This window comes from Flavobacterium panici (genome assembly GCF_024499525.1).
Classification (GTDB): domain Bacteria; phylum Bacteroidota; class Bacteroidia; order Flavobacteriales; family Flavobacteriaceae; genus Flavobacterium; species Flavobacterium panici.
Map to the genome: position 1 here is coordinate 1,914,757 of NZ_CP100437.1, position 13,045 is coordinate 1,927,801.

General features: G+C 34.2%; 16 protein-coding genes and 1 riboswitch. Of the genes, 6 read left to right on the top strand and 10 right to left on the bottom strand.

What is annotated here, in order from left to right; genetic code table 11:
- Positions 1–18: 18 nt before the first annotated feature.
- A complete protein-coding gene (locus NLJ00_RS08420) occupies positions 19–432 on the bottom strand; it encodes a Rieske (2Fe-2S) protein (RefSeq protein ID WP_053472607.1) in 414 nt (137 codons plus the stop codon).
- Between the two features lie 155 nt (positions 433–587).
- On the opposite strand from NLJ00_RS08420, the gene greA reads away from it, so the two are divergent.
- Together greA and NLJ00_RS08430 are read left to right on the top strand one after the other, a co-directional pair.
- Positions 588–1,064, top strand: a complete 477-nt coding sequence (gene greA, locus NLJ00_RS08425) for a transcription elongation factor GreA (protein WP_053472608.1) — start codon at positions 588–590, stop codon at positions 1,062–1,064.
- Positions 1,065–1,116: 52 nt separating this feature from the next.
- Entirely contained in the window at positions 1,117–1,506 is a 390-nt protein-coding gene (locus tag NLJ00_RS08430; protein ID WP_256636888.1) for an HIT family protein, read from the top strand.
- Positions 1,507–1,644: 138 nt separating this feature from the next.
- On the opposite strand, the gene NLJ00_RS08435 is transcribed toward NLJ00_RS08430, so the two are convergent.
- Entirely contained in the window at positions 1,645–2,799 is a 1,155-nt protein-coding gene (locus tag NLJ00_RS08435) for a sensor histidine kinase (RefSeq protein WP_256636889.1), read from the bottom strand.
- 161 nt (positions 2,800–2,960) lie between these two features.
- Between NLJ00_RS08435 and NLJ00_RS08440 the strand changes: the two genes are divergently transcribed.
- The 4 genes from NLJ00_RS08440 to NLJ00_RS08455 all read left to right on the top strand — a co-directional run bounded on the left by NLJ00_RS08440 (position 2,961) and on the right by NLJ00_RS08455 (position 5,885).
- Positions 2,961–3,836 carry a flavin reductase family protein gene (locus tag NLJ00_RS08440; protein ID WP_053472611.1) on the top strand — a complete coding sequence of 292 codons (876 nt, stop codon included), beginning with the start codon at positions 2,961–2,963 and terminating at the stop codon, positions 3,834–3,836.
- A gap of 31 nt (positions 3,837–3,867) precedes the next feature.
- Positions 3,868–4,239: a DUF3127 domain-containing protein gene (locus NLJ00_RS08445; RefSeq protein WP_012023670.1), complete on the top strand. Its 372-nt coding sequence runs from the start codon at positions 3,868–3,870 to the stop codon at positions 4,237–4,239.
- A gap of 210 nt (positions 4,240–4,449) precedes the next feature.
- Positions 4,450–5,088, top strand: coding sequence for a leucyl/phenylalanyl-tRNA--protein transferase (gene aat, locus NLJ00_RS08450; protein ID WP_256636890.1), 639 nt, complete (start codon positions 4,450–4,452; stop codon positions 5,086–5,088).
- 2 nt (positions 5,089–5,090) lie between these two features.
- Positions 5,091–5,885, top strand: coding sequence for an MOSC domain-containing protein (locus NLJ00_RS08455; RefSeq protein WP_180856356.1), 795 nt, complete (start codon positions 5,091–5,093; stop codon positions 5,883–5,885).
- Here the strand turns inward: NLJ00_RS08455 and NLJ00_RS08460 are convergent.
- From NLJ00_RS08460 to thiS, 8 genes are all read right to left on the bottom strand, one after another.
- Positions 5,882–6,592, bottom strand: coding sequence for a HesA/MoeB/ThiF family protein (locus NLJ00_RS08460; protein WP_256636891.1), 711 nt, complete (start codon positions 6,590–6,592; stop codon positions 5,882–5,884). The two genes, NLJ00_RS08455 and NLJ00_RS08460, sit on opposite strands and share 4 nt — an antisense overlap.
- Positions 6,593–6,658: 66 nt before the next feature.
- Positions 6,659–7,786, bottom strand: a complete 1,128-nt coding sequence (gene thiH, locus NLJ00_RS08465; RefSeq protein WP_256636892.1) for a 2-iminoacetate synthase ThiH — start codon at positions 7,784–7,786, stop codon at positions 6,659–6,661.
- 138 nt (positions 7,787–7,924) lie between these two features.
- Positions 7,925–8,701 carry a thiazole synthase gene (locus NLJ00_RS08470; RefSeq protein WP_269468186.1) on the bottom strand — a complete coding sequence of 259 codons (777 nt, stop codon included), beginning with the start codon at positions 8,699–8,701 and terminating at the stop codon, positions 7,925–7,927.
- Positions 8,682–9,320 (bottom strand): thiamine phosphate synthase, encoded by a 639-nt coding sequence (locus tag NLJ00_RS08475; protein WP_256636893.1) that lies wholly within the window; start codon positions 9,318–9,320, stop codon positions 8,682–8,684. The genes NLJ00_RS08470 and NLJ00_RS08475 overlap by 20 nt, the downstream gene beginning before the upstream one ends.
- Complete coding sequence (locus NLJ00_RS08480; protein WP_053472619.1) at positions 9,313–10,065, bottom strand: hydroxymethylpyrimidine/phosphomethylpyrimidine kinase; 753 nt, start codon at positions 10,063–10,065, stop codon at positions 9,313–9,315. The genes NLJ00_RS08475 and NLJ00_RS08480 overlap by 8 nt, the downstream gene beginning before the upstream one ends.
- A complete protein-coding gene (locus tag NLJ00_RS08485; protein ID WP_053472620.1) occupies positions 10,023–10,637 on the bottom strand; it encodes a thiamine phosphate synthase in 615 nt (204 codons plus the stop codon). The genes NLJ00_RS08480 and NLJ00_RS08485 overlap by 43 nt, the downstream gene beginning before the upstream one ends.
- Before the next feature lie 33 nt (positions 10,638–10,670).
- Positions 10,671–12,494 carry a phosphomethylpyrimidine synthase ThiC gene (gene thiC, locus NLJ00_RS08490; RefSeq protein WP_256636894.1) on the bottom strand — a complete coding sequence of 608 codons (1,824 nt, stop codon included), beginning with the start codon at positions 12,492–12,494 and terminating at the stop codon, positions 10,671–10,673.
- A gap of 149 nt (positions 12,495–12,643) precedes the next feature.
- Positions 12,644–12,850 carry a sulfur carrier protein ThiS gene (gene thiS / locus NLJ00_RS08495; RefSeq protein ID WP_256636895.1) on the bottom strand — a complete coding sequence of 69 codons (207 nt, stop codon included), beginning with the start codon at positions 12,848–12,850 and terminating at the stop codon, positions 12,644–12,646.
- A gap of 65 nt (positions 12,851–12,915) precedes the next feature.
- Positions 12,916–13,012: riboswitch (TPP riboswitch) on the bottom strand.
- Positions 13,013–13,045: the final 33 nt, after the last annotated feature.

Below are 13,045 nucleotides of genomic sequence, written 5' to 3' on the forward strand. Positions count from 1 at the left end.
TTCAGGCTTTTTTTATTTCTAGTTGTAAACGTGAATCACAGTTCCGGTTACTTGTACTTTATATTGTTTTAGCGGATATTCTTTTCCTCCAAGTCCGGTAAACAAACTGTAAGAAGTTTTATCACACGAACACACGGCATTTATACCATCAATTGTCATTGCAGCGCAAGAAGTTAATTCCTGATTTGGACATGCTGCATCAAATGCATTATAGCCACTTCCTGCATTAAAAATAATAATTCCTTTTGCCCCGTAATTAGGAACAATAACACCGTTACTTACAAATTTAAGATTTGAATAAGCCGGCAGGTTCATGTCTACAGACAAATTAACACTGTAATTAGGTATGTAAGGATTTTTATTACTGCGTTCGCTGTCGCTGCATGCGATAAGCACAGAAACGAAAAGAAGTAAGAGCCAGATTTTTTTCATTATTTTAATAAGAATTAGTTAAACAAAAATAATTTATTTAGATTTGATTTTTATATGATTAACATATAATTATGTACTATTAAAAATAATAGTATATTTGTAATACAAAATCCCGTCCCGATGGGATTTTTTCTATTTATGTAAACGATGAAGTTATGAGTAAAGTATCTTATTATACCGCAGAGGGATTAAAAAAATTGAAAGATGAATTAGAGCATTTAAAAAGTGTAATGCGTCCTAAGGCATCTCAAGATATAGCAGAGGCAAGAGACAAAGGCGATTTATCTGAAAACGCCGAATATGATGCTGCAAAAGAAGCGCAGGGTTTATTAGAAATGAGAATTGCTAAATTAGAAGAAGTATATTCTAACGCAAGATTAATCGACGAATCACAATTAGATGTTTCGAAAGTTTTGGTACTTTCTAATGTGAAAATTAAAAACCAAAGCAACGGAATGGAAATGAAATATACACTTGTTGCAGAAAGTGAAGCAGATTTAAAAACAGGAAAAATTTCTGTAACTTCTCCTATTGGAAAAGGTTTACTAGGAAAATCGGTTGGTGAAGTAGCAGAAATTACGGTACCAAATGGTGTTTTGAAATTTGAAATCTTGGAAATCTCAAGAGACTAAGTCATTGCGAGGAACGAAGCAATCACACTATTAAGATTTTAAAAATAAAACAATGAGCAGCATATTCACAAAAATAGTAAACGGAGAAATTCCTGCATATAAAATTGCTGAAGATGATAATTTTTTAGCTTTTTTAGATGTAAATCCAAATGCTAAAGGACACACACTTTGTATTCCGAAACAAGAAATCGACAAGATTTTTGATATGGATGACGAACAGTATTTAGGTTTGATGAAATTTTCTAAAAAAGTCGCCGCTGCCCTTGAAAAAACGGTTCCTTGCAAAAGAATCGGAATTGCAGTTGTAGGTTTAGAAGTTCCTCATGCACACGTACATTTGATTCCGTTAAACCATATGGATGAAATGCGTTTTCAAAATAAAGTATCTCTTTCAAAAGATGAATTTGAAGCTTTAGCAAAAGACATTCAGGCAAATCTTTAAACATCTGTCAGACTGAGCGAAGTCGAAGTCCTAAGCTTGGTTGAAAAGGTTTCGACTTCGCTCAACATGACATAATAAAACCAGAAATAAAAAAAACACCAATTCAAATTATGAGTTGGTGTTTTTTTATTTCTATTTTTAAAGAGGTTCAACTATTTTATAACTGATTTGAAAAGTAGTCCCTTTTCCAATTTCAGAATGTAAAACCTTAATACTTCCGTTGTGATACTCTTCGACAATTCTTTTCGTTAAAGAAAGTCCTAATCCCCAGCCGCGTTTTTTTGTTGTAAAACCAGGCTCAAAAATAGTCTTGAATTGTTTTTTTTGAATTCCGCTTCCAGAATCTTTCACATGTATTTTTACATGATGTGAATCCTGCTCAATCGAAAGCTCCAAAGTTCCTTTTCCTTTCATGGCGTCAATTGCATTTTTGATCAGGTTTTCAATTGTCCAGCTGTGTAGCGTTGGATTAATTAAAGCAAAAATAAGTTTTTCAGGAGCATGATACGAGAACGAAACCTGTTTAGAAAAACGAGATTGTAAATATTCATAAGTATTTAAAGTTTCGCTGACAATATCATACGGTTCTAAAACAGGAATAGAACCAATTTTAGAAAAACGATCCGTAATGGTTTGTAATCGATCAATATCTTTTTCTATTTCCAATGTTATAGATGGATCAATTTCTTCGGTTTTTAAAATCTCAACCCATCCAATTAATGAGGAAAGCGGCGTTCCAATTTGATGTGCCGTTTCTTTTGCCATTCCCGCCCACAATTTGTTCTGTGTCGCCATTTTGGTGCTTTTGTAAAAATTATAAATTAAAGCAACAAATAAAAATATAATCAGTAATAAGGCAATTGGATAATATTTTAGTTTATTCAGCAATTCAGAATTACCATAATACAAATGTTGATATTTTCCCGGAGCATATTCAAACGTTATGGGTTCATTTTCATTTTTTAAATTTTTCAGGAAATTTTTTAATTTTTTCTTGTCATTAAGAATATCATCAGGAACGTTTTTAGAACTTACAACATTACCATAAAGCATTACTACAGCAGGAATTGAAGTGTTGTTGCTGAAAATTTGAAGCGGAAGATCTACATCGGTATTTTCGTCTGCATTAACGATTGTAATTTGCGCATTCGCAAAAAGGTTCATTTTCAGACGTTCTTCATTTTTAAAAATTTGGAAAAAAGTATAAGTATTCCAAAGAATCAAAGTAATGATTGAAAAGGAAATAATAATGATGACCCAGCGAGTTGTATTTCTACTTTCAGAAAAACGCATAAATTAATTTTTGAGGTATAAATATAACGAAATTAACACATTTTATATTTTGCAGGGCTTTAAAAGTTTTTTTGGTTTTATCTTCTAAAACTATTTCCATGAATTGAACGATTTCTCTACTTTTGTACAACCGAAATGAGGTTCGGTTAAACTAGAAAATTATGATTAGCATCAATCCAAAAGAAATTACAACGCCGCAGCTGCACGCCTATCTGCAAAGTTCGGTAGGGCCGAGACCAATTGCTTTTGCAAGTACAATAAGCGAAAAAGGAATTCCGAATTTGTCGCCATTTAGTTTCTTTAATGTTTTTAGTGCTAATCCGCCAATTCTGGTTTTTTCGCCTTCAAGACGCGTGCGCGACAATACCGTAAAACATACTTTAATTAATGCCGAAGCAACAAAGGAAGTTGTTATAAATGTCGTAAATTACGATTTGGTACAGCAGACTTCGTTAGCAAGTACAGAATATGGAGAAGGCGTAAACGAATTTATTAAAGCAGGTTTAACACAGATTCCGTCAGATTTGGTAAAACCATACCGCGTAAAAGAATCTCCGGTTCAGTTTGAATGCAAGATAACACAGATTATTCCGTTAGGAACAGAAGGAGGAGCAGGGAACCTGATTTTATGTGAAGTAGTAAAAATGCATATTCACGAATCAATTTTAGATGAAAACGGAGCAATCGATCAGCATAAAATAGATTTGGTTTCAAGACTTGGGGGAAATTGGTATTCAAGATCGAATCAAGGACTTTTTGAAGTGCCAAAACCGCTGACCACTTTAGGCGTTGGTGTTGACGTAATACCTAATTTTATCAAGGAAAGTCCTGTGTTTAATGGGAATGATCTTGGAAAATTAGGAAATATCGAAGCCTTGCCTACAAGCGAAGAAGTTAGTATATTTGTGAAGGAAAATTTTTCTGTGAAAGGAGTTTTAAGCTCAGATGATCAGGAAAAAGTACACTTAGAAGCCAAAAAGTATCTGAATAATGATGATATAGAATCGGCTTGGAAAGTACTTTTAGCTAAAAAATAAGAATAGAAACAATAATTAATTATAGACGAAGATGGAAGTTATAGGAAAAGTAAAAGTGGTTAATCCTGAACAGCAAGTTAGTGCTTCATTCAAAAAAAGAGAATTAGTAGTTACTACTGATGAGCAGTATCCACAACACATTTTAATCGAATTTACACAAGATAAATGCGATTTATTGAGCAGCTATAAACAAGGAGAGGCAGTAAAAGTTTCTATCAATTTAAGAGGAAGAGAATGGGTTAATCCACAAGGAGAAACCAGATATTTCAATAGTATTCAAGGTTGGAGAATCGAAAGAATGGCGCCAGAAGGACCTGCACAAACACCGTCAGTCCCTGCTGCAGAAGCTTTTGCTCCAGCTACAAATTTAAACGAAGACGAACCAGACGATTTACCGTTCTAAGAAAGTTTAAATTTCAAAACATAAATTCCAAATTCCAATTCATTAGCATGAATTTGGGATTTGGAATTTTTTGTATAAAGTTTAAGCACAAGCTTTGTCATTTCAACCGAAGGGAGAAATATAAGATTGCTGAAGTTTGGAATTTGGAATTTCAGTATTGAAATTTCAATTTATTGGATTTTGGAATTTAAAAATTGATTATTTAAAAAGATGTATTTCCTATTTGACAGATTATATTTTCCACCCGTTTCAGAAGCCGATGATGAAGGCATTCTGGCCGTTGGCGGTGATTTGAGTCCGGAACGATTAAAACTGGCGTACAACAACGGAATATTTCCGTGGTTTAATGAAGGCGAATCGATTCTCTGGTGGGCTCCGGATCCGCGTATGGTTTTGTTTCTGGATGAGTTAATTGTCTCTAAAAGTATGCGTAACATTCTGAACAGGAATATTTTCACTGTTACTTTTAATACACGTTTTAAAGAAGTAATTTTAAACTGCCAAAAAATATTACGCGACGGTCAGGACGGAACCTGGATTTCTGATGAAATGATAGAAGCATATTGCGAACTCCATAAAGAGGGAATTGCAAAATCTGTTGAGGTTTGGCAGGATGAAGTTTTAGTAGGCGGTTTGTACGGAATAGATTTGGGCCATGTTTTTTGTGGCGAAAGTATGTTTTCTAAAGTATCAAATGCCTCTAAAGTCGGATTTATATATTTGGTAAATCATTTAAAAAAAGAGAATTATAAATTATTAGATTGTCAGGTTTATAATCCGCATTTAGATAGTTTAGGATGTCGCGAAATTGATCGTGACGAATTTATGTCCATTTTAAAAAGCAAATAAAAATGAGTGCAGTTCATGTTGTAAAAGAAATTTATATTTATCCGATAAAAAGCTTAGCAGGAATTAGTGTTCAATCTGCTCTGGCTGAAGAAATGGGATTTGAAAATGACCGAAGATGGATGTTAATCGATGCTGAAAATCAAATGATAACGCAAAGAGAACATCGTATTATGAGTCAGTTTTATCCACAAATTTCTGATGGAAAAATCAGTATTACTTTTAAGGATCAAAAACATGAATTTTCTATCAACGAACATTTGCAAAATTCTCTGGAAGTCGATGTTTGGGAAGATAAAAGCGAAGTTGTTGAGGTAAATCACGAAACTTCAAAATGGTTTAGCCAGCATTTGGGCTTTGAATGTAAATTAGTCAAAATCATGAAAAATGGAGACCGTAAACATGAAAGCTCAAAACTAAAAGAAACTTTTAATGTAAGTTTAGCCGATGGTTATCCTTATTTATTAATTGGATCAAAAAGCCTGGATTTTTTAAATGACAAACTCGATGAAAAAATCACAGTAAAAAGGTTTCGTCCAAATATTGTAATCAGCAGTCAGAGTGAACATGAAGAAGATGATTTTAATACTTTTAAAATTGGAGAAGTTCAATTTAAAAATATAAAGCCTTGCGGAAGATGCATTATGGTTAATAATGATCCGGAAAATGGCAAATTAAAAAAAGAGCCTTTAAAAACCTTAAGCAAATACAGAAATGTAAATAATTCTGTTTTGTTCGGAACGAATATCGTGAGTTTAAACTCTGGAAATATTAAGGTTGGAGACGCACTTATTTTCTAGAAATTCAGTTTTGTAAAATTCCAGTTCAGTGTATTAAAAAGAACCAATTCGTTTTTTAAAACAGGTAATTCTAAAATTAATTTAAGCGTTTCGTGTGCCATCATATTTCCAATAATTCCGGGTAAAGTCCCCAAAACACCATTTAAATCACAATTCGGAACATCTTTCGGATCGGGCATTTCTGGAAATAAATCTCGCAGGTTTTTACTTCCGTTATGATTGAAAACTACAATTTGTCCTTCAAATTTTAAAATACTTCCGTAAACTAAAGGCTTGTTAAGTTGAACGCAAGTATCATTGACCAAATAACGTGTTGTAAAATTATCTGAACCATCCACAATTATATCATATTGCTGAATTATTTTTGATGCATTTTGAGAAGTTAGTTTCTCCTGAATTGCTTCAACTTTAATTAAGGGATTCAGTTTTGAAACTACATCTTTAGCCACAATTGCTTTAAATTGCCCAATTTCATTTTCGGTATATAAAATCTGCCTGTGCAGATTGTGAATTTCGATTGTGTCAAAATCCATGATTCCAATAAAACCAACTCCCGCAGTTGCAATATATTGTAAAATTGGACAGCCCAAACCACCTGCACCAATTACTAAAACTCTAGCTTTTTTTAGTTTTTCCTGACCTTCATCGCCAATTTCTGGAAGTATGGTTTGTCTGTTGTAACGGAGGAATTCTTTGATAATGCTCACTTTTGATAATTTTAGATTGTTGATTTTAGATTTTAGATTGCTGAAAAAGATAAAAAAATCTGAAATCTAAACTCTGAAATCTGAAATAAAACTTTTGTCCCAATCTTTCCAAACGGGTTCATAGCCTGCATCTTTTATGATTTTTGAAATCTCTTCTGCAGAACGTTCATCGCTGATTTCGAATTGTTCTAAAGATTGTGGATCAACAACATAACCACCCGGATTTGTTTTTGAACCTGCGCTCATATTTGTAACGCCAATTGGGATTATATTGTTCCTGAATTTTTCATTTTCTCTGGTTGAAATCGAAATTTCTAAATCTTCATTCCACAAACGATAAGCGCAGATTAATTGTGTCAAATCTTTATCGTCCATAATAAAATTAGGTTCAATAATTCCTTCGGCGGGACGGAGGCGAGGGAATGAAACCGAATATTTCGTCTGCCAATATTTTTTTTGAAGATAATCTAAATGCAAAGCGTTGAAAAAACTATCTGTTCTCCAGTCTTCTAAGCCTAGTAAAACGCCTAAACCAATTTTATGAATTCCCGCAGTTCCAATTCTGTCCGGAGTTTCAAGCCTATAATCAAAATTTGATTTCTTCCCTTTGGTATGGTACTTTTTGTAAACTTCCTGATGATAGGTTTCCTGATAAACCAAAACCGAGTATACTCCGGCGCTATGTAAACGTTCATAATCTTCGGTAGAAAGCGGCTGAACTTCAACAGAAATAATCGAAAATTCTTCCCGAATTAAAGCAATTGCATTGAGGAAATAATTGATGTTAACGGTGTAATTTGCTTCACCTGTAACCAGTAAAACATGATCAAAACCTGTATTTTTTAAAGTTTCGACTTCGAGTTTTATTTCAGCATCCGAAAGCGTTTTTCGTTTGATTTTGTTGTCTAAACTAAAACCGCAATACGTACAGATGTTTTGACATTCGTTGCTTAAATACAACGGCGCATACATTTGGATGGTTTTCCCAAAACGTTTTTTGGTGATTTCATGGCATTTCTGCGCCATTTCTTCTAAATAATTTTGAGCAATAGGAGAGATTAGAATCAAAAAATCATCGAGATTTAGTCTGGTTTTAGCTAAAGTTCGTTCGACATCTTTTGATGAGGTTTGGTATATTTTTGATTGAATAATATCCCAATTATATTGCTCAAAAATTGATTTGAATGTGTTCATTTTTTATTTTGTTTTTTAACGCAAAGTGCGCTAAGAATACGCAAAGTTCACTAAGCTTTGAGTTCTTATTATTAATAATAAAGTTCACAAAGCTTAGTGAACTTTGCGAAAAAACTTTGAGAACTTTGCGTTAGAAAATTACTCATAAAGAAAAGAAGTTAAAGGACTAGAAGCCACAGCATAATTTTGTTGATTGGCTACTTTTGCTTCAAAGGCTTTTCTTCCTGCTATTACGGCTTCTTTGAAAGCTTCGGCCATTAATTTTGGATTTCCGGCAACGGCAATTGCAGTATTAACCAAAACAGCATCGGCGCCAATTTCCATTGCTTTTGCAGCGTCAGAGGGAGCGCCAATTCCTGCATCTACAATAACCGGAACGTTGCTTTGTTCAATTATAATTTCTAAAAAATCAATGGTTTTTAAACCTTTATTACTTCCAATTGGAGATCCTAAAGGCATCACGGCAGTTGTTCCGGCACTTTCTAAATGTTTGCACAAAACAGGATCGGCATGAATGTAAGGCAGAACAAAAAAACCAAGTTTAGCCAATTCTTCCGTAGCCTTTAAAGTTTCAATAGGATCTGGCATTAAATACTTTGGATCCGGATGAATTTCCAATTTTATCCAATTTGTTTCAAGCGCTTCACGAGCTAATTGAGCTGCAAAAATGGCTTCTTTTGCATTTCTTGCTCCGGAAGTATTTGGTAGTAAATTAATATTCGGATGTTGTAAATGCGAAAGAATAGCATCAGTTTCAGTTTCTAAATCAATGCGTTTTAAAGCAACGGTTACCAATTCACTTTCTGAAGCTAAAATCGCTTCTTCCATTTCTTTGTTAGAACCAAATTTCCCTGTTCCTAAAAACAAACGGGATTTGAAACTTTTGTCTCCAATATTAAACAATGACGTTTGCATATAATTTTTCCTTTAATTGTTTAATTAGTATTTTTTTCTCTGCACTTTCTGTGATGATCCCAGAAACGGCAATTCCGTGAATTCCGGTTTCCATTAATGGACTTACATCTTTTAATGTAATGCCGCCAATGGCATAAACTGGTATTTCGATTTTATCCTTTTTCATTTTTTGAAGAATTTCGAAATACCCTGATAACCCTAAAATCGGACTTAGTTTTTCTTTTGTAATCGTAAATCGAAAAGGGCCTAAACCAATATAATCACAGCCGTTTTTGACATGATTTTGAATGTCTTCAAAAGTATTAGCCGTTCCTCCAATAATTTTTGTTGCTCCTAAAATGGCTCTCGCTTCATCGATTTTCATATCTGTTAAACCTAAATGAACCCCGTCTGCAGCAATCTGCTCAGCAAGGTGCAGATCATCATTTATAATAAAATTAGCCAGATACTCTTCGCACAAAGGTTTTACCTTCTCTGCTAAAGCAAATGTTTCTTTGCTGGTTTGATTTTTAAAACGCATTTGTACCCATTTACAGCCAGCATCAAGAGCCTGATGAATATTGTACAATTGTTCTTTGCTGGTTTCGCCTTGTGAAATATATTGCAGCTTGTTATACATAGTGATATCCAATTAATGTTGAACTTGAACTCAGGTAATTTTCGATATATATTTTAGCATTTTTGCAGGCTTCTGTTATATTTTGATTTAAAGCCAAATTGGAAGCAATTGCAGAAGAAAGCACACAGCCGGAACCGTGTTTTTCAAAGCATTTTTTATTAGTTGGAAGCAAATCCAAAACTTCATTTTCAAGAAATAAAAGATCAGTTCCTATCGCTGATTCATTATGTCCGCCTTTCAATAAAATATTTGTTGTAATCTCATTTTGCAGATGAAGATTCTTTGATATAAAATCTGGAAATAAAATCTCAATTTCATTGTAATTAGGGGTAATCAAGTCGATTTTAGACAAGATTTTATGTAAATCAGAATAATCTTTAATCGCCATAAATTCAAATTTTGTTGTCGATCGAAGAACCGGATCCCAGACAATTTTGGTGGAAGGAGAAAGCATTTTAATCGTCGAAACAATTCGGTTTAAATCATACAAAGAAGAAATAATTCCAATTTTGACAGCACTGATTTTATAATTTAAAAATAACGTTTCGATTGAACGAATAACAAAACTCAAATCTGTCCATTGAATCTCATAAAATGTATTTTCGGTCTGAATCGTATTGGCTGTTGTAATAGCAAAACCAGTTACTTTATGCTGTTCAAATGTTTTGATATCAGCCAAAATACCAGCTCCGCCAGACGGATCTAAACCTGCGATTGTAAGTACGAAAGGACGATTTGCTGACATAATTTAAATTGTTTTATCGGGTTTTCATTATTCCAAATTGTTCCTAAAAGAGCTATATCATCAAAGCCATTTTTCATTGTTTTTTGAATGTTTTGAGAATCAATTCCGCCTAAAGCAATCACTTTTGTTTTATAGTTTGTTCTAGATTTTAATGCTTCAAAAAGATCGATTTTTGGCTCGTAATTTTCTTTGGAAATACTTTTAAAGACAGGGCTTAGAAATGCATAATCAAAATCATTTTCCAGAGAATTAAAATCTTCTATAGAATGTGTTGATGTGGAAAAATTATACCTACAAGGTTTTGGAAACCTTGCAGGAAAATCATGAATACGTTTTTTTTCTTTTTCAGAAAAATGAATTCTGCTAATTCCAAAATCTTCAGCTAGCAAATGATAATTGTGCAAGACAATTCGATCTCTAAATTCGATCTTAATTTGATGAATAAACTGCGCCATTTCCAATTCAGAAAAATCAGGTTTCCGAAGATGAAGCAAAGACAATCCTTCTTCAAATAAAGAATGAAGAATTCGAATTTCATCTTCAATAAAAAAAGGATTTGTAATTACAATCATATCTTTTTTCTATGCTCTTTATTCTATTTTCTTTTAGATATAAATCTCTTTTCCCTGCTCAATAAACTCTTCTGATTTCTCTTTCATTCCTTGTTCTGCGGCAGCAACATCTCTAATTTCCTGAGATATTTTCATAGAACAGAATTTTGGACCACACATGGAGCAGAAATGCGCCACTTTTGCGCCATCTGCAGGAAGTGTTTCATCGTGAAATTCTCTTGCTGTATCTGGATCTAAAGCCAAATTAAACTGATCTTCCCAACGGAATTCAAAACGGGCTTTACTCAAGGCATTATCTCGATATTGAGCTCCTGGATGACCTTTTGCCAAATCGGCAGCATGAGCAGAAATTTTATAGGTAATCACGCCATCTTTTACATCTTTTTTATTCGGTAAACCAAGATGTTCTTTCGGTGTTACATAACACAACATCGCGCAGCCGTACCAGCCAATCATTGCTGCTCCAATTGCAGACGTAATATGATCGTAACCCGGCGCAATATCTGTAGTTAAAGGCCCTAAAGTATAAAAAGGCGCTTCATGGCAATGTTCTAATTGTTTGTCCATGTTTTCTTTAATCATGTGCATTGGTACGTGTCCCGGGCCTTCAATGAAAACTTGTACATCATGTTTCCAGGCAATTTTAGTCAATTCGCCTAAAGTTTCTAATTCCGCAAATTGTGCTGCATCATTAGCATCAGCAATTGAACCCGGACGTAAACCATCTCCTAAAGAAAAAGCTACATCATATTGTTTCATGATTTCGCAGATTTCTTCAAAGTGCGTGTACAAGAAGTTTTCTTTATGATGAAATAAACACCATTTTGCCATAATGGAGCCACCGCGAGAAACAATTCCCGTTGCACGATTTGCAGTTAAGTGAATGTATCGAAGTAAAACTCCGGCATGAATTGTAAAATAAGAAACACCTTGTTCTGCCTGCTCGATTAAAGTATCGCGGAAAATTTCCCAAGTTAAATCTTCGGCAATTCCTTTTACTTTTTCCAAAGCCTGATAAATGGGAACGGTACCAATTGGAACTGGGGAATTTCGAATAATCCATTCTCTGGTTTCGTGAATATTTTTTCCTGTAGATAAATCCATAATGGTATCAGCGCCCCAGCGACACGCCCAAACGGCTTTTTCAACTTCTTCTTCAATGCTCGAAGTCACGGCGCTATTCCCGATATTAGCATTAATTTTTACTAAAAAATTACGGCCTACGATCATAGGTTCGCTTTCAGGATGGTTGATATTGTTGGGAATTATGGCTCTTCCGCAGGCAACTTCTGTGCGAACGAATTCTGGTGTGATTTTGCTTTTTGGTGTATTGGCTCCAAAACTATGACCGCCATGCTGGCATTGCATAGCTTTCGTTTGTTCGTTTAAAAGCTCAATACGCTGATTTTCGCGAATTGCGATGTATTCCATTTCCGGAGTAATGATTCCTTGTTTGGCGTAATACAATTGCGTTACGTTTGCACCTTTTTTAGCACGTTTTGGCTGATGTAAATATTCAAAACGAAGATGGTTTAGGCTTTCATCTTTCAATCGGCTTTGACCGTAATCTGAGGTGATTTCGCTTAGAATTTCAACATCATTTCGATCCAGGATCCAGCTTTCGCGCAAACGTGGCAATCCTTTTCGAATATCAATTTCGATATTTGGATCTGTGTATGGACCAGAAGTATCATAAACAGTTACTGGAGGATTTTTTTCGATCCCACCGTTTGAAAGTTTCGTGTCGCTAAGATGGATCTCACGCATCGCCACTTTTATAGGGTGAATTTCACCCTCTATATATACTTTTTTAGAATTAGGAAATGGAGTTCTGGATATTTGTTCTTCTGTTGTCATCGTGTTTTTTGTTTCAGGTTTGAAGTTTAAAGTTTCAAGTTGATATGGATTATGTTTTTTAACGCATTTTTTTCCGTAGAGACGCACAGCAGTGCGTCTACGTCCAGTATATAATTGGAATTTGAAATTTATTTTTTGGAATTTAAATTCTATCCACCCTGCGTGGCAGAAATAATTAAAATTTCGTCAGTTTCTTGTATGAGGAATTCGTTCCATTTGGTTTTTGGAACAACAGTGTTGTTAATAGCAACGGCGATTCCGTTTTGTTTGTTCGGAATTTCGAGATCGAGCAATGCTTGAACGCTTAGCGATTGAGCATTGAAATGTTTGGTTTGTTGATTGATTTTTAGTTCCATTCCTTCTTGAATTAGTATAGAGTTATACTTTAGGAATGGCTACAAGAACGCATAAAAATGCGCGCAGAAGTCATCTTACTTTTCCCTACGCTAGTATGAACTAGATCAGGTTCAGAGGGTAAAATCTCAGCCTACAAGTTGTAGACACCCCTAAAGTGTGAAGCAAATATAATGTTTTTTGTTTAAAAGTTTCAA